The following is a 15,758-nucleotide window of genomic DNA, read 5'->3' as shown; positions in this document are numbered from 1 at the left end:
ATAGCGCGGTGCCGCTTACCTACTTCTGCCAAAAGTGCTGGCGGGAAGTCCCGGCCGGCGCGCGAGGCCCGTGCCCCCACTGCGGGGCGCCGCTGGACGACGGCGCCAGCTACGCGGAAAAGCTTATCCGGGCCCTTGATGCGCCTGAAGCCGCGACCGCCTTGCGGGCGGCCTATCTCCTGGGGAAGTTGCGCGCAGCCGCCGCGGTGCCCGCGCTCGCGGCTAAACTAAAGGAAAGCCCAGACCCCTACCTGGCGGCTGCCGCCTGCGAAGCGCTGGGCCAGATCGGCACGCCGGAGGCAGAGGCCGCGGTTTGCGCCGCCCGCAAACACCGGTTTGCCACCGTCCGGCGGGTGGCGGTAAAATACTGCCACAAACCCTCTTCTGGAGAGAAAAGCGATGGTTAACATCATCCTGCTCGGCCTTGTCAGTTTCTTCACCGACGTGAGTTCCGAGATGGTCTACCCGCTGGTGCCGCTTTTCCTCACCGTCCAGCTCGGCGCCACCCCGGCCATCGTCGGCGTGATCGAGGGTCTGGCGGAGAGCACCGCCAGCCTGCTCAAAGTTTTTTCGGGTTACTGGTCCGACCGCCTCGGCCGCCGTAAACCGCTCGCCATCACCGGTTACGCCCTCTCCACCCTCGGCAAGGGCCTTTTTTACCTATCCACCTCTTGGGGCTGGGTTCTATGCGGGCGCTTAGCCGACCGCTTCGGCAAGGGGGTACGCACCGCGCCCCGGGACGCCCTCATCGCCGATTCCAGCGACCCGCGCGCCTACGGCTTGTCCTTCGGGCTGCACCGGGCGATGGACACCTTCGGCGCCGTCGCGGGAGTGGCAGCGGCCTACTTTCTCCTCCGGCACGCGCCAGCCGATTTCCGCCCCGTTTTTCTTTACGCCGTCATTCCCGCGGCCATCGGGGTATTCTTGCTCTTCTTCGTCCGGGAGAAGCGCGACCGGCGTTCCCGGACCGCCCAGCGTCTCAACCTTAACTGGCGCGAACTCGACCCGCGGCTCAAGGCCTTCCTGGCGGTGGTTTTTCTTTTCACTCTCGGGAATTCCTCCAACCAGTTCCTGCTGCTGCGGGCGCAAAACCTGGGCTTCCCGGTGCGGGACGTGCTCCTCCTATATCTTGTTTATGTAGGCGTCTACGGCCTTCTCGCCTATCCGGCAGGGCGCCTCTCCGACCGGGTCGGCCGGCGGCGCCTTCTGGTATGGGGTTACCTTACCTACGGCTTGGTTTACTTGGGCTTCGCCCTCGCCCGGCAGCCGGAAACCCTGTGGCCGCTCTTCGCCGCTTACGGCCTCTACTCGGCGGCCACCGAAGGCGTGGAGAAAGCCCTCGTCGCCGCGATTGCCCCGGCGCACCAGCGGGGCACGCTCATCGGGCTGCACGCCACCCTGGTGGGCATCGGGCTCCTCCCGGCTTCGCTTTTTGCCGGCTTGCTCTGGAAAATACTCGGCCCCGCGGCACCCTTCTATTTCGGCGGGGCGATGGGGGTCTTAACCGCCGCGGCCTTGGCCGTGGTCCTGCGCCGGCCGGCGCAAGCGCCCAGCGGGCGAGAGCGCCCGTAAAAACTCTTCTTCCGCAAGCCTTTACCGGAAAGGGGGATCGGGTTATGGCGCTTACCGCAGCCCGCGAACTGATTAACCGGACCGCCGCTTACATCGAAAGCTGCCGGGTGGCAGGCGGCGGCTACTACTTCGCCCGCATCCCGCCCGGAAGCCCGCACGATACCTTTTACGCCGTGGCGACGCTGCGGTGCCTCAGTACCGCCCCACGCGACCCGGACGGGGTGGCCGCCTTTTTTCAGGAGCTTTTTAACCGCGATGCCCTGGCAACCCCGCCGGCGATTTACTACGCCGTAGAGACTCTCGCCCTGCTCGGTAAGCTCACGCCGGCATGGCAGCCACTCGGCGAAAAGCTGCGTTCCCTCCAGGAACCGGCGGGCGGCTTTTGGGTACCCCAAACCCTATGGGTGGAAGCGGCTTCGCGCTTGGAAAACACCCTTTACGCAGTAGCGGCCCTCACGCGGTTGGGAACACCTTTCGCGGCGGCGGCGTGCGCCTCCTTCGTTACCAGGGAACTGACCGCCGCCCTGACGAAGGGAGGGCTGCCGTCCTTGGCCACAATCCACGACGCCGTGGCGATTCTCTCGCTGCTCGGGCAGCCCGTGCCCGACAGAGCTGCCCTCCGCGCCTACCTCTACGACCTCTGCTGCCAGGAGCCCGGTTTCCTCGAACACTGGTACTACATAGTAGCGACGCTGCAGCGCCTGGGCCACCGGCCGCCCGTCCCCGGAAAGATTGTCGAGTTTGTAATGGCGTGCGAACGCGCCCGCGGCGGCTTCGCCCGCTCCCCGAGCCCCTGCGCCATCCCGACGATTCTCAACACCTTTCACGCCGTAGCGATCCTCTGCGGCTTGGGCGCGTTACCCAACGGTCGGTGTTCACATTACCGATGGATAAGGCGAGTCGATGCCGCGCTGCACTCCATTCTCGCAGACCGCCCACCTCTTAGGAAACGCGATGAGAGGTGATGGAAGGCTCAGCGCTCTTGCCAAGATTAATGTTAGGTTTAATCTAGCTCGCACGGCCAGGCCTGCAGGCCGCCTTCTAAAAACTTTACGTTAGTGTAGCCTGCGCCCTCCAAAATACGCTGGGCCTCCCAGGCCCGCGTGCCCATGGCGCAGAGGACGACAACTTCCTTATCCCGCGGTACCTCTTCTATCCGCTGGCGCAGCTCGTTTAAAGGTACCAGCATGACTCTTTCATCCTCAATATACTTGGCGTTAAACTGCGCAGGCATGCGCACATCCAGCAGTACCAGGTCCTCTCCAGCATCCATCCTGGCTTTTAACTCGTGCGCCGTAATGGTCTTGGCCAGGCCGGAGAGCTTGTTGCGCAGGGTGTTGGCCGCGTGCTGTACCGCATCAATGGGCGTGGAGAAGGGCGGGGCATAGCCCAAATCCACGCTGGCCAGGTCATCCACGGTGCCGCCAAAGTAAAGAACTGTAGCCGCCACATCAATGCGCTTGACCGCCTCGCCGCCGCCCATGGCCTGAGCGCCCAGCAGCCTGCGGGTGGCCCTGTCCACAATTAGCTTGATGAGGAGGTTGTCATGGCCAGGGTAATAGTGGGCCCAGTCGCGGGTAGCGTTAACCACCGTCTCCACGTCGTAGCCCAGCTCCCTGGCCTGGAACTCACCGAGGCCGGTGCGGGCAATATTAAAGCCCAGCACTTTCAGTACAGCGGTACCCAGCACGCCCTTAAAGCGGCTCGGGATGCCCGCCAAGTTATCGCCCACTACTCTTCCCTGGCGGTTGGCCGTAGAAGCTAGGGGAATGTATACCTTATCGCCGGAAATTAAATGTACATTTTCCACGCAATCACCGAGGGCGTAAATGTCGGGGTCGCTGGTCTGCAGGTACTCGTTGACGGAGATGGCGCCCGTTTTGCCAATTTCCAGGCCAGCAGCTCGCGCCAGCTCTACATTGGGGCGGACACCTACAGCCACGATTACCAACTGCGCCTCTAAGGTTCCCCTGTCGGTTACCACCCGACTCACGCGGCCCTCTTCATCCCCTCCCAGGCGCAGCACCTTTTCGCCCAGGTGCAGTTCCACACCTTGCTCCTCCAGGCGCGCTGCCAGCACCGCCGCCAGTTCCGGGTCCAGAACCCCCGGAAGCACCTGATCCTTAATTTCCACCACGGAAACAAACACCTTGCGCTTGCGCAGGGCGTCCACGGCCTCCATACCGATAAGGCCTGCCCCGATGATCACTGCTTCGCTGACACCTTCTAAATCCTCCACGATCTTAAGAGCATCTTCAGGGTGATTGAGACGGTGCACCCCTTTTAACTCGAGGCCGGGAATGGGAGGTATAACGGGGTTTGAACCGGTAGCCAACACCAGCTTATCGTAGGGAAGGGCATAGTTTTCCCCGGTTTCGAGGTTAGTCACTACTACCTCTTTCTTTTGCCGGTCGATCACCCTGGCCTCGGTACGCGTTAGTACCCTAACCCCTTTTACGCGGGCAAAAAACTGCTCGTCCCTGATGACGCCGTACGGCGTGGTGAACAACTGGTTGAAGTCCTTGACCTGGCCGGCAATGTAAAAGGGCATACCGCATCCCGCGTAGGAAATAAACCTGCCCCGCTCAATGATGGTTATCTCTGCATCCGGCATCAGTCGCCGGGCGCGGGCCGCTACTTTCGGCCCTGAAGCTACCCCACCAACAATGACAATCCTGCTCACGTCCCGGAACATCCCCATTCGTCTTTTTCTGCCCATTGTATCTCCTACCGTAGAGGAGAGTCAAGGGACCGCCGTTAAGGAAAAGGCCCCGGCCGGGCTGGAACCTTATAAATACATCAAGGATTCCCGTAAGTAAGCGCCCCTGGTTAGTGTAAAGGTGGCTCCGTACCCAATTTAATCTTTTGTCAAAATTTGTCTGAAAAAGCATATTTCAAGACTTAAAAATTGGCCTGTATTTCCATTCCAAGGTGGCGGGGAAAATAAAAACGGAGGTGAAACTTTTGCCGAACCAAAAGCAAAAGCGCCTTTTGGTCCCGCAGGCAGCCTCCGCGTTAGACTTATTTAAAATCGAGGTGGCCAACGAGCTCGGCTACCCCACCTACGGCTTCCCGGCGATCACCCCCGAGAATTACCGCGAGGTACTCCGGCGGATGAAGTACGAGGTCGCCGGGGAGCTTGGCCTTGACCGCTTCATCCGGGAAGGCTACTGGGGCGATGTCCCCGCCCGCCTCTGCGGCGCCGTCGGCGGCCGCATCGGCGGCAAGATTGGGGGAAACATGGTCCGCCGGATGATCAAGTTTGCCGAGCAAAACTTGGCGCAGCCGCGGTAACCCCGCGGCTTTTCTTTAAAATTTTTTAAACTAGGTAAATAATCCCAGCGCTTTCTAATATACCTGCGAAATACGCTTTTAATACCCCTCTCAAGACGGCTGCCTGGGAAAAACACCTGCCGTCTGCAACCTCTCTATAATCGCGGTATTTATTTCGTCTTTGACCTTCACCGCTTCCCGAAGGTCCGCAATCGTAAAGATGCCCGTTAGCCGCACCTGGGTTTCGGTAAACTCGGTCAGGTACACAGCCGGCGGCGGTGCGGGTAAAACCGCCGGGTGCTCGGCTATCACGGCCCGTACCGCCTCTTTTACGCGCCCGATATCAGCCGCATAGGGAACGCCAAGGGTAACCCGGACCCGGACACCAGGATCCGGCCGCGCGTGATTAATGATCCGGCTGGCTACGAGGTCCTTGTTCGCCAGAACCGCTACGGTGTTATCCAACGTGAGGAGCTTGGTACTGCGGGTGCCGATCTCTATGACGTCCCCGATTAGGGGGGTTCCTAAAACCTCGATGCGGTCGCCGACCTGGAAGGGCCGGTCGAGCATCAGGATAACGCCCGCGACCATGTTGCTTAAGGTTTCCTGGGTGGCGAAAGCAATCGCGAGGGAAGCTACGCCCGCTGTTGCCAGGAACCCCGTCAAGTTCACCCCAAAGTGCCCCAAGGCGACCGTTACCGCCACAAAGTAGATGGTAATCCGCCCCGCGTAGCGGAAAAGGGAGAGGAACTGGGGGTCAAAAGAGGGGTGCTTCGCGAGACTCCGGAGGTACCAGTCGAAGAGAACACCGAAAATCCGGTCGACCCACAAGGTAAGGAAAAAGACGATGAGCAAGAAATTGACGCGATCAAGGTAGGGGAGAAACGAAGCGGTGCGGTACTCCGGTCGCACCGCGAGGTAAGCCCGCCCCACGTAAAGAAAAAGTACAAAACCAACCAACCCCAGCGGGCGGGTCGAGATAAGCGCCAGCCGCTCCCCCACCTCGCTGCGCAGGGCATGGGTAAGCCGCAGCAGAAGAACCCGCGCCAACCGGCTTAGAAGCCAGGCGGCTACTCCTGCTCCCGCAAGGTAAAGGAGAATAAGCCCAATCGTTACTAAAAGCTGGGGCCGGAGCATCTTTAACCCTCAGGAGTCAAGCTCTTTGAGGTGGCCACAATCGTTGAAAAGCATTAAAATTGCTTTCCCTTCCTCAAAAATCTCGATAATGTTAAGCGCGGTATTATCCTGGCGCAGCCGCCAGTACTGGTTCAGGTCCATCCGCAAAAACGAACCGATTGCGGCCCGGATCGTCCCCCCGTGCGAGACGACCAGCACCTGCTCACCGTCGTGGCGCGCAGCGATCTCCAGGAGCGCCCCCACAGCCCGCGCCGCCACCTCCCGCAACGTCTCGCCGCCGGGCAGCCGCGTCTCGTATGGCGCCGTCCACCACTGCTGGGAGATTTCGGGGAAGCGCGCCTTGATCTCGTCCCGCGTTAAGCCCTCCCAAGCGCCGAAATTTATCTCCCGGAGCGCCGGCACCGGGACCACCGCGCCGCCGTGGGGCTGCGCGATGATCCGCGCCGTCTCCGTCGCCCGCATAAGGTCGGAGGCGTAAAAAGCCGCGAAACGCTCGTTTTTCAGGCGCCGCGCGAGCGCCTCAGCCTGCAAGATACCCCGTTCGTTAAGCGGCACGTCCGCGTGTCCCTGGTACCTGAGGCTATGGTTCCAAATGGTTTCCCCGTGCCGCACAAGGTAAAGCCGCGTTCCCAACGGGGTAAGACCCTCCCTCTGCAAGAAATCCCCTTTTAAATTCTAACCCTGCCCGGGGGCCGCGCGCAACACGGCGCCCAAAGTCCCCACCAACCGCTCGTTTTCCGCCCGGAGGCGCACCGCCACCCGGATAAAACCGCCACCAAGTCCGGGAAAGTTGGCGGTATCGCGCACCAAAACCCGCTCCTGCGCCAATCGCCTGGCAAGCGCGGCGGAAGAAAATCCCGTACCGCGAATATCGAGCAGCAGAAAATTCGCCACTCCCGGCACCACCCGCACGCCGGGCAAGGAAGCAAGCGCGCTCGCGAGGTATGCCCGTTCGGTCGCCACCACGCGCCTGCTTTCGCTAATGTATTCTGCATCCGCCACCGCCGCCACACCCGCCACCTGCGCCAGCGAATTGACGTTCCAGGGGGGCAAAAGCGAGAGGATCTCGCGCTGCAATGGGGAAAGCGCCACGAGAACGCCCAGGCGCAAACCGGCCAGCGCAAAGAACTTGGTAAGTGAGCGCAAAACGACCAGGTGTTCCCAGCGGGGCAAAAGGTTGAGCGCCGTCAACGCCGCGGCGTCGGGGAGAAAATCGAGAAAGGCCTCGTCCACCACGAGGTAGGCGCCCGCCCGCGCTGTCGCCGCCGCCAAACGCTCCAGTTCGTCCGGCGCCAGTAACCGACCGGTGGGGTTGTTGGGCTGGCAAAGGAAAAGGGCGTCCGCCCCGGCGAGGGCCGCGGGGAGTTCTTCCCAAGGGAAGGCGAAGTCCTCTCCCTTAAGGTAAAGGTACCGGATCTCCCCGCCCCAGGCAGTGACACTCAGCGCGTATTCCGCGAAGGCCGGCGCCGGTACCACCGCCCGCCTGATACCAAGGGCCGGCACCAAAAGATTGATGAGTTCCGCCGTCCCGTTTCCCGGTATCAGCCACGCCGCCGGAACACCCAAGTAAGCGCCAAGCGCCTCCTTGAGCGCCGTGCACTCGGGGTCCGGATAGCGCCAGATTTCGCCGGCGGCCGCCTGCAGGCAAGCCAGCACCCGCGGGGAGGGCCCGAGCGGGTTGATGTTGCAGCTGAAGTCGAGGTATTCGTCCGGCCACCCGCCCCACTCCCGGGCCGCGCGGTAGGGGTTACCGCCGTGGTGCTGCCAACGCGTCAAGCTCGTGTTCAAGGTTCACGCCCTTCCCTCCAAGCAAAATTTGGGGCCACCTGCCGGCAGGACGCCCGGAAGGCCGCGCAGGAAGCGACAAAGCGCCGCGCCATCGCCGGCCGGCTTAAGAAGTGCGGGTGGAGGTAAGAGGCCACCAGGTTTTGGTAAACCGCACCGTCCACTTGCGTCTCGCCCCGCCAGTTAACCAGGCGGTAGGCCGGGGGTAAAGCTTTTCCCCAGTCAATCCGCGAGTAGTGAAAGACGTGGCCGCGGACCTTCTCCCCGCGATCCAGGAGGGGGCTGGGAGCCAGCGCTTCCGCTTCGACGTAGCCGAGACGCTGCAGCCGCTCCGTCAACACTACCCGCCCCGGGAGCACCCCTACCAGCGGGTAGGTGGCGCCGCGGTAAATGACCGCCGCGCAAAGGTAGAGGAGGCCACCGCACTCCGCGACCATGGGCATCCCGGCCGCTACCGCCCGTCTAATTTCCTCCTGCAGCGCAGTATTTGCGGCGAGTTCCCCCGCAAAGACCTCGGGGAAACCGCCCCCAAGATAAAGACCAGCGCTCCCGGGGGGCAACGCCTCGTCCCGCAGGGGGCTGAAAAAGGCAAGCTCCGCGCCGGCCGCTGCGAGAAGCTCCAGGTTTTCCGGGTAGTAAAAAGAAAAGGCAGCATCCCGGGCTACGGCGAGCCGCACCTGCGGCGGCGCAGGGACCTCAGGGAAAAGGGTTTTTTGCGGCCGGGGGACGGGTGGCGCCGCGGCCACCCGGAGGACCGCTTCCAGGTCCACGCCCTTCGCTACCGCCGCCGCGAGTTTCCCGATGCGCTCTTGTAACGCCACAGTCTCCTCTGCCGGCACCAGACCCAGGTGGCGCGCGGGAAGTTCGAGTCCCGGGTCGCGGACGAGGTACCCGAGAACCGGCACCCCCGTTTTCGCTTCAATCGCTTCTTTAACGAGCGCCGCGTGGCGCGCGCTTCCAGCGCAGGTGAGGATCACCCCCGCCAGGCCGAGTTCGGGATCGAACTCCCGGAAGCCCAGCACTACTGCCGCTGCCGAAGCAGCCATCCCCCGCACGTCGAGGACCAGCACCACCGGCGCACAAAGCAGTTTGGCTAAGTAGGCGGTGCTTCCAGGGCCGCTTCCCGACCCGATGCCGTCGTAGAGGCCCATCACCCCTTCGATAATGGCGATATCCGCCCCGCACGCGCCCCGCAGAAAAACTTCGCGCACCGCGTCAGGCGGAAGCATCCAGGTATCGAGATTCCGGGAAATACGCCCCGTAGCCGCGGTGTGAAAGCCGGGGTCGATGTAGTCGGGCCCCGTTTTGAAGCCCTGAACCTTCAGCCCCCGCTGCGTCAGCGCCGCCATCAGCCCCACGGCAACCGTCGTTTTGCCCGCGCCACTCGATGCTCCCGCGATAACTAAGCGCCGCATAGCCAAAACCCCCCTTACAGCCCGAGCCAGCGGTAAATCTCCCGGAGATTGAGGTGTTCCCGGACTGCCGCCGCCAAGCGGTCAAAGCACTCCTCTTTGAGCCGCGCGAAGGAGACACCGTAATCCACCGGTGGGAGGCCGCGCCGCCGGCGCAGCAGGTTGAGATACCTGCGGCGGAAGCCATCCGCCTCGAAGAGGCCGTGTAGATACGTCCCCCAAACCGCCCCGGCAACCGCCCCTTCGGCGGCGGTCCCGGACGGTACCTCCAGGGTAAAGATAGGAGCCGCGCCCGCCCCCCGGAAGGTTTCCCCGGCGTGAATTTCGTAACCAGAGACCTTCTCGCCCGCAAGCGGCGCCAGCATTCCCGCCCCAGAAACAAAACCCACCCGCCGCACCGTTACCTTCCCCGGCCGAAAGACCGTCACCACGTCAAGGAGGCCGAGCCCCACGTGAACCCCCGCTGTGTCCTCCAGCCCGCCCGGGTCCTGCAGCTCCCGCCCGAGCATCTGGTAGCCACCGCAGATACCTAAGAGCGGCAACCCGGCCGCCGCGCGCTCCCGGAGCACCGCCACCCAGCCGGTGGCGCAGAGCCAGCGCAAATCGGCCACGGTATTCTTCGTTCCGGGCAGGATGAGGAGGTCGGGTTGCCCCACGCAGCGCGGGTGGCTCACGAAACGGAGCGAAACGTCCGGCTCCGCAAGCAGCGGGTCGAAGTCGTCGAAGTTGGCGATCCGGGGAAGGCGCACCACCGCGATGTCGAGCGCCGCATCGGGGCGAAAGAACCCGGCGCCCAGGCTCACCGAATCCTCCGCCGCCACCCCCAAGTCAGGCAAAAAGGGGAGCACGCCGAGCACAGGCCGGCCCGTTTTTTCCTCCAGAAAACGAAGGCCAGGCGTTAAGATTGCTAAATCCCCGCGGAACTTGTTAATCACCACGCCCCGAACCCGGGCCGCTTCTTCCGGGAGGAGGAGGGCAAGGGTCCCGACTACCTGGGCAAAAACCCCGCCCCGGTCAATGTCGGCCACGAGCAGCACCGGCGCTTCTGCCAGCGCCGCCACCCGCATATTGGCGATGTCTTTTTCCCGGAGGTTCACCTCCGCCGGGCTCCCCGCCCCTTCGATCACAATCACGTCGTAGTCCTTGCTGAGTCGCGCGTAGCTCTCCCGAACCGCCTGCCAGGCGCGGCTAAGACAGTCTTCCCGGTAGCCCTGCGCGGTAAAATCGCCGACCGGGCGCCCGTGGATGATCACCTGCGCCACACTATCGCCCTTGGGTTTGAGGAGCACCGGGTTCATATCGACGGTCGCAGAAGTGCCCGCGGCTTCCGCCTGCACCCCTTGGGCGCGGCCGATCTCGCCACCGTCGGCCGTAACGTAAGCGTTCAGCGACATATTCTGCGCTTTGAATGGTGCCACCCGGTAGCCGTCCTGCCGGAAGATCCGGCAGAGCGCCGTCACCAGGATGCTTTTCCCGGCGTTCGAAGCGGTGCCCTGCACCATTAACGCCCGTGACACGGCCCGCACCCCCGCAAGAATTAATAGGCAGCCGCAGCTAAGCTGAAAAGCGCATTGACCACTGCCGCCGCCACCGCGCTCCCGCCGCGCGTCCCGCGCAGCACCACCGCCGGCAGGTCGGTCGCCAGCAGTGCTTCCTTCGCCTCCGCCGCCCCGACAAAACCGACCGGGGCCCCGATCACGAGCGCGGGGCGGATGCCGACCCGGTAAAGTTCCAGCACGCCGTAAAGCGCCGTTGGCGCGTTACCCACCGCCACCACGCTTCCAGCAAGGGTCGTCTGCAGAAGCCGGATGCCCGCGAGCGCCCGGGTAACGCCATCCCGGGAAGCTTCTGCCGCTGCGCCCGGTTCCGCTACCGCTACCCGGATCTCCGTTCCTTCCGGAAGCCGCCCCCTGATTCCCGCTGCTACCATCTGAACGTCGCAGACGAGGCGGGTCCCCTGCCGCAGCGCAGCAACGCCCGCCGCCACCGGAGCGTGGTGGAAAACCAGGTGCGCCACCACCTCCGGGTCCCCGGTGGCGTGCACCACCCGCCGCGCCACCAGGAATTCCTCCCGCGAAAGGACGCGCCGCCAGGGCGCAAGAAGCTCCTCGATGATCGCCATGCTCTGAGCTTCGATCGCCCGGGGATTACAAAGAAACTCCATCCCGCACCTCCGCAATCCGCTCCGCCACAATACCTACGATCCGGGGGTCAAAACCGATGTGCCGCGCTAAGACAAACTCGACTCCCGGATACGCACTGCTTAAGTCCGCTAACTCTTCCGGGATATCCTTCCGGATGTGGAGCCCGTCCGTTAAGAAAACCGGGGCGACAATCACCTTTCTCGCTCCCGCCGCCACCAGCTTAGCCGCGGCCCCGGCAAGGTTTTGGCGCGCCGCTTTGGGGTTCATCCAGGCCGGCTCAACCCGTGCCCCAGGAAATATTTTGGCAATTTCGGCGGCTACCCGCTCCAAGAAAAGGTTCGCTTCGTCTACTGCCGCCCGGCTCCCGTGCCCGAGCACAATTATCCCTTCCAAAAAGGAATCCTCCTTCCTAAGCCAAGGCAGAGGCTCACCGGTTGGTCCCCCGCCCCAAAATTTCGTTTACCCGCTTCAAGAGCTCCTCAGCGGTAAAAACGGCCTCCGGCGGCTCCGGCGGCCGCCGGACCACCACTACGGGGATCCCCAGATTAAGCGCCGCTTCCATCTTGGCGTCTTGGCCCCCAACCGCACCGCTCTCCTTCGTAACTACGACCGTGGCCCCGAAAGCGCGAAAAAGCGCCGCGTTGAGCTCTACCGGTAGCGGCCCTTGCAGCGCCACGATATCGCGCGGGGAAAGCCCCGCTTCGCGGCAGGCGGCAATGACCGCCGGTTCCGGTAGCACCCGCGCCACTACACGGCACCCCGCCGCCCGGGCCACCGGGAGGAAAAGGGGTAACGTCTTGCTGCCGGTGGTGAGAAAAAGCACCGGCCCCCGCGCCACTGCCTCCCGAGCCGCCGTGGTAAAGTCGGCACAGGCAATAACCCGTGGGTCAGCGGACAGCGGCGCCTGGGGACGGGTGTAGCGGAGGTAGGGCACCCCGCACTTTGCCGCCGCTCGGCTGGCGTTGCGGTGCGCTTCCGTGGCGAAAGGGTGGGTGGCGTCAACGACCAGGCGAACTCCTTGCTCGCCGATAAGCGCCGCCAGGGCCGCCGCGTCCCGCCGGCCCACTACCACCGGCCCCGCAAAACCCTCACCCGCCAGCGTTGCCCCGTAGGGTGTCGCCACGCTCACCAACACCGGCCAGCCCGCCGCTGTCAGCGTCCGGGCCGCCGCGCGCCCCTCGGTCGTACCGCCGAGAAGAAGAATCACCAGTTGTACCCCCGCGGCGTAATCATTACGCCGTTAGCCACATAAGTATGGGAGTTGCCGACGATCACCGTAGCCCGCATATCGACGGGATGCGCCGTCACCGTTGCCAGGTCGCAGAGCACCTTCCGTTCGCCCGAGCGCCCCGCGTCCCAGACGATCCCCACCGGCGTTGCTGCCGGCCGCCCGGCCCGAAGGATCGCCACCGCCTCCAGCCACCGCTCTTTTCTCTTCGTGCTGGAGGGGTTGTAGAGCACGAGCACAAAGTCGGCCGCCACCGCGGCCTCCAGCCGCTTGACAATCACCGGCCAAGGCGTGAGCAGGTCACTCAGACTCACCACGGCAAAATCGTGGCCGAGCGGCGCCCCCAACAAGGCCGCGGCCGCTGTAGCCGCCGTCACCCCGGGCACCACCGTTACCGGTACTCCTGCCGCCGCGGCCACCTCCAGGACCGGCGCCGCCATGCCGTAAACGCCCGGATCGCCACCCGAGAGAACCGCCACCCGCGCACCGTTTGTCGCCCGCGCCACCGCCGCGCGCGCCCGCGCCACCTCTTCCCGCATCCCGCTCGGGACGACCTCCTTACCCGCGAGCAGGTCGCCCACCAGCCCCAAGTAAGTGCGGTAGCCGAAAACCACCTCGGCCCGGGCCAGCGCTTCCTTAGCCCGCGGCGCAAGTAAACCCGGATCCCCCGGGCCGATCCCCACTACGGCCAGGGAGCCACCCCTACCGCTACCGTCACGCGGGGGAAGATGGTCTTCCGGACCACGAGCCTCTCTGCTCCCGCCGTTAACGCTGCCAGCTCGCATACGTTTCCCACCCCGATCTTTTCTTTCACCCGCTTACTTTCGCTTACCGCGCCCGGCCCTAAAGCCGCCTGCACCCTTTTTAGTGCCGCTAACGGTAAAAACCGCACCGGAACGCCGAGTTCCGCCGCCGCCTCCTTCAGACCCGCCTCATCCTTTTTTAGCTCCACCGTGGCCAGCTCCCGCAACCCCAAAAGCGGCAGGCCCGCTTCCGCCATCGCCAGCGCAATCGCCTGCCGGATCGCGGCTCTCCCCGTCCCCCGCCGGCAACCCACCCCGACAACGTAGCGGCGCGGGCGCAAGAAGAGATAGGGACCCGGCGGTGGCGTCACCTCCTGCTCCGTAACCAAGAGCCAAACGGCAAACCCTGCCGGTGGAGGCGCGCCGGGCCGCCAGCGCAGGACCGCCACCTCCGGCGGCCAGTGGTAATCAACCGGCGGCACCGCCTCGTCCCAGAGTAGCGCCACCCTTTCGCCGTCTAACAGGGCCCGGGCCACCCGCGATAGGTTGGTGCGCGGCTCAAGCGCGAGGTTAAATTTGGCCGCGAAGAGATCCACTGCCGGGCGCCCCAAGGAATCGCTCGCCGTAGTGACGACCGGGCAGGCACCGAGCGCCGCGGCTATTTCCTCCGCCAGGGCGTTGGCGCCGTGGTGGCCGCCCACCAAAGTGACCGCGAAGCGCCCTGCCTCATCCACCACCACTACCGGCGGGTCGGTGAATTTGTCCGCGAGGTGCGGTGCCACCAAGCGCACCGCGACGCCCACCGCGCCGATAAAAACAAGCGCCTCCACCCGCGGGAAAAGCGCCGCCACGCACTCCCTGACTGAGCGGTAAGGCTCCCCCACGCCGAGCTTAACTGGCGCGTAAATCGCCACCCGTCGCTTCTCTGCGGTTGCCGCTATCCGCTCCGCCAGGGCGTAGCCCCGAGCGCTCAAGACCACAATGGCCAAACCTTCCCGCACCTTCACGCGTCGCCCCGCTTCCGGTAACCGTGGCTGAAGTTCGGGTCGTAAAGGCGCGAAGGCTCCCCTGCCGCTTCCAGAAAATCGCCCACCAGGACCAGCGCCGTCCGGGTAATGCCGGCCCCCCGCACTGCCGCGGGAAGCTCACTCAGCCGGCAGTGAATGATTCTTTCCTCCGGCCAGGTAACTTTTTCTACTACCGCGACCGGCGTCTCCGGCGGGTAACCGGCGGCGAGAGCCGCGGCTACTTCCTCGATCAGATGGACGCTCAAGAAAAGGCAGAGGCTCGCCCGGTGTCGCGCCAGTGCTGCCAAAGATTCGGCCTCCGGCACGGGCGTCCGGCCGGCCAGCCGGCTCAAAATCAGCGTCTGGCTTACCCCGGGCACGGTAAACTCCTTTTTCAGGCGGGCCGCCGCCGCTAAAAAAGAACTCACCCCCGGCACCACCTCGCAAGGGACGCCGGCCGCCTCCAGGTCCGCCATCAGCTCCGCGATCGCCCCGTAAAGGCTTGGATCCCCTGAAGAGAGGCGCACCGCCAGTTTACCGGCCCGCGCCGCGCCGATCAGGATCCCCGCGATTTCCTGCCGGGTGAGCGTCGCGCTGTTGTGGCGCTCCGCCTCGGGACGAACATAGCGAAGAACTGCCGGCGGGATAAGCGAACCGGCGTAAACGACCACGTCCGCCTCCCCGAGTAGCCGCGCCCCCTTTACGGTGATCAGCTCTGGGTCACCCGGGCCAGCCCCGACAATGTAGACCGGTTTCACTTTTTCACCACCACGAGCGATAGATAATCCGCCACCGGGAACGCCGCCAGCGGCCCCTGCCGCCCGCCCGGAAAACCGCACCGCTCGTAAAGATGTGCCTTCTCGCTAAGACCAACACTTTCAACCGCTGCCCGCACAGCGTCGAGGTGGCGCCCCGCCTTCAAGAAAACGGCGCAGTCGAAAGACTCCAGCACCGGCGCCAAGTCCGCCGCGGCGGTGGCGGGAACCACCGCAAGCCGCTCGTCTCCCTGAACCGCAATGCCGCCAGCCGCCGCGCACGCCGCGAAGGCGTTCACCCCCGGAATCACCGCGATCTTTGCTGCCGGGTCCACCGCCCGCACCGCCCGCTCGAGGTAGGGAAAGGTGCTGTAAAAGGTAGGGTCGCCCAGGGTGACGAAGGCCACGTCCTTTTGCGCCCTGAGCCGGGCAACCACCTGCCTCGCCGCCTCCGCCCAGGCCGCTTCAAGCGCGGCGCGCTCCCGCGTCATCGGAAAATGGAGCGGCAAAAACTCCTTCTCCCGCAGCCTCTCCGGCCCCAGCACCGCCAGCACGATCTCCCCGGCGATACTCTCCTCCCCTTTTTGCGCGTGGGGCGTGCAGATTACGGGCACGCGCTCGAGTACGCGTAGCGCCTTCAAAGTAATCAGTTCCGGGTCGCCGGGACCCACGCCCACCCCGTAAAGTGTGGCCATACTTACT

General features: G+C 64.3%; 17 protein-coding genes. 4 read left to right on the top strand and 13 right to left on the bottom strand.

Going from position 1 to position 15,758, the window contains the following annotated elements; all coding sequences use genetic code 11:
* Positions 1-8: 8 nt before the first annotated feature.
* Genes EDD75_RS08100 through EDD75_RS08090 form a run of 3 tightly spaced genes read left to right on the top strand, consistent with a single transcriptional unit; the run spans position 9 to position 2,537 of the window.
* On the top strand, positions 9-407 hold the full coding sequence (locus EDD75_RS08100) for a HEAT repeat domain-containing protein (RefSeq protein ID WP_170157773.1): 399 nt from the start codon (positions 9-11) through the stop codon (positions 405-407).
* Positions 400-1,572: an MFS transporter gene (locus EDD75_RS08095; RefSeq protein WP_123930844.1), complete on the top strand. Its 1,173-nt coding sequence runs from the start codon at positions 400-402 to the stop codon at positions 1,570-1,572. Before EDD75_RS08100 ends, EDD75_RS08095 begins: the two co-directional genes overlap by 8 nt.
* Positions 1,573-1,616: 44 nt before the next feature.
* Positions 1,617-2,537, top strand: coding sequence for a prenyltransferase/squalene oxidase repeat-containing protein (locus EDD75_RS08090; RefSeq protein WP_123930841.1), 921 nt, complete (start codon positions 1,617-1,619; stop codon positions 2,535-2,537).
* 38 nt (positions 2,538-2,575) lie between these two features.
* Here the strand turns inward: EDD75_RS08090 and EDD75_RS08085 are convergent, their stop codons facing one another.
* Entirely contained in the window at positions 2,576-4,291 is a 1,716-nt protein-coding gene (locus tag EDD75_RS08085) for an FAD-dependent oxidoreductase (protein ID WP_211328158.1), read from the bottom strand.
* Positions 4,292-4,536: 245 nt separating this feature from the next.
* Here EDD75_RS08085 and EDD75_RS08080 point away from each other — a divergent pair, with 245 nt between their 5' ends.
* Positions 4,537-4,866, top strand: coding sequence for an alpha/beta-type small acid-soluble spore protein (locus tag EDD75_RS08080; RefSeq protein WP_123930838.1), 330 nt, complete (start codon positions 4,537-4,539; stop codon positions 4,864-4,866).
* Between the two features lie 90 nt (positions 4,867-4,956).
* Here EDD75_RS08080 and EDD75_RS08075 read toward each other — a convergent pair whose 3' ends face one another.
* Genes EDD75_RS08075 through cobI form a run of 12 tightly spaced genes read right to left on the bottom strand, consistent with a single transcriptional unit; the run spans position 4,957 to position 15,751 of the window.
* Complete coding sequence (locus EDD75_RS08075; protein ID WP_123930835.1) at positions 4,957-5,982, bottom strand: mechanosensitive ion channel family protein; 1,026 nt, start codon at positions 5,980-5,982, stop codon at positions 4,957-4,959.
* Positions 5,983-5,991: 9 nt separating this feature from the next.
* Entirely contained in the window at positions 5,992-6,615 is a 624-nt protein-coding gene (cobC, locus tag EDD75_RS08070; RefSeq protein ID WP_123930832.1) for an alpha-ribazole phosphatase, read from the bottom strand.
* Between the two features lie 42 nt (positions 6,616-6,657).
* A complete protein-coding gene (gene cobD / locus EDD75_RS08065; RefSeq protein WP_123930829.1) occupies positions 6,658-7,770 on the bottom strand; it encodes a threonine-phosphate decarboxylase CobD in 1,113 nt (370 codons plus the stop codon).
* A complete protein-coding gene (locus EDD75_RS08060; RefSeq protein ID WP_123930826.1) occupies positions 7,767-9,182 on the bottom strand; it encodes a cobyrinic acid a,c-diamide synthase CobB in 1,416 nt (471 codons plus the stop codon). Before EDD75_RS08060 ends, cobD begins: the two co-directional genes overlap by 4 nt.
* 14 nt (positions 9,183-9,196) lie before the next feature.
* The gene (locus EDD75_RS08055) at positions 9,197-10,696 is read right to left on the bottom strand and encodes a cobyric acid synthase (RefSeq protein ID WP_211328157.1); all 1,500 of its coding nucleotides are present in this window, start codon (positions 10,694-10,696) and stop codon (positions 9,197-9,199) included.
* 20 nt (positions 10,697-10,716) lie between these two features.
* Positions 10,717-11,343 (bottom strand): precorrin-8X methylmutase, encoded by a 627-nt coding sequence (locus EDD75_RS08050; protein ID WP_123930823.1) that lies wholly within the window; start codon positions 11,341-11,343, stop codon positions 10,717-10,719.
* Entirely contained in the window at positions 11,327-11,716 is a 390-nt protein-coding gene (locus EDD75_RS08045; RefSeq protein ID WP_123930820.1) for a sirohydrochlorin chelatase, read from the bottom strand. The genes EDD75_RS08050 and EDD75_RS08045 overlap by 17 nt, the downstream gene beginning before the upstream one ends.
* Before the next feature lie 34 nt (positions 11,717-11,750).
* On the bottom strand, positions 11,751-12,530 hold the full coding sequence (cobK, locus tag EDD75_RS08040; protein ID WP_123930817.1) for a precorrin-6A reductase: 780 nt from the start codon (positions 12,528-12,530) through the stop codon (positions 11,751-11,753).
* On the bottom strand, positions 12,527-13,234 hold the full coding sequence (cobJ, locus tag EDD75_RS08035; RefSeq protein WP_245963135.1) for a precorrin-3B C(17)-methyltransferase: 708 nt from the start codon (positions 13,232-13,234) through the stop codon (positions 12,527-12,529). Before cobJ ends, cobK begins: the two co-directional genes overlap by 4 nt.
* Positions 13,234-14,301 (bottom strand): cobalt-precorrin 5A hydrolase, encoded by a 1,068-nt coding sequence (locus EDD75_RS08030; RefSeq protein ID WP_123930810.1) that lies wholly within the window; start codon positions 14,299-14,301, stop codon positions 13,234-13,236. The genes cobJ and EDD75_RS08030 overlap by 1 nt, the downstream gene beginning before the upstream one ends.
* Positions 14,298-15,059 (bottom strand): precorrin-4 C(11)-methyltransferase, encoded by a 762-nt coding sequence (cobM, locus tag EDD75_RS08025; RefSeq protein ID WP_123930806.1) that lies wholly within the window; start codon positions 15,057-15,059, stop codon positions 14,298-14,300. The genes EDD75_RS08030 and cobM overlap by 4 nt, the downstream gene beginning before the upstream one ends.
* Complete coding sequence (gene cobI, locus EDD75_RS08020; protein WP_123930803.1) at positions 15,056-15,751, bottom strand: precorrin-2 C(20)-methyltransferase; 696 nt, start codon at positions 15,749-15,751, stop codon at positions 15,056-15,058. Before cobI ends, cobM begins: the two co-directional genes overlap by 4 nt.
* Between the last annotated feature and the right edge of the window lie 7 nt (positions 15,752-15,758).

The sequence above is a fragment of the Thermodesulfitimonas autotrophica genome, from assembly GCF_003815015.1.
Lineage (GTDB): Bacteria > Bacillota > Desulfotomaculia > Desulfotomaculales > Ammonificaceae > Thermodesulfitimonas > Thermodesulfitimonas autotrophica.
This window is presented reverse-complemented; position numbering and strand designations above follow the sequence as displayed.

What these genes read in the sequence shown, in the direction of transcription:
- EDD75_RS08090 (WP_123930841.1), top strand. Translation starts at nt 1,617, where the DNA reads ATGGCGCTTACCGCAGCCCGCGAACTGATTAACCGGACCGCCGCTTAC.
- EDD75_RS08050 (WP_123930823.1), bottom strand. Translation starts at nt 11,343, where the DNA reads ATGGAGTTTCTTTGTAATCCCCGGGCGATCGAAGCTCAGAGCATGGCG.
- EDD75_RS08085 (WP_211328158.1), bottom strand. Translation starts at nt 4,291, where the DNA reads ATGGGCAGAAAAAGACGAATGGGGATGTTCCGGGACGTGAGCAGGATT.
- cobI (WP_123930803.1), bottom strand. Translation starts at nt 15,751, where the DNA reads ATGGCCACACTTTACGGGGTGGGCGTGGGTCCCGGCGACCCGGAACTG.
- EDD75_RS08075 (WP_123930835.1), bottom strand. Translation starts at nt 5,982, where the DNA reads ATGCTCCGGCCCCAGCTTTTAGTAACGATTGGGCTTATTCTCCTTTAC.
- EDD75_RS08095 (WP_123930844.1), top strand. Translation starts at nt 400, where the DNA reads ATGGTTAACATCATCCTGCTCGGCCTTGTCAGTTTCTTCACCGACGTG.
- EDD75_RS08060 (WP_123930826.1), bottom strand. Translation starts at nt 9,182, where the DNA reads ATGCGGCGCTTAGTTATCGCGGGAGCATCGAGTGGCGCGGGCAAAACG.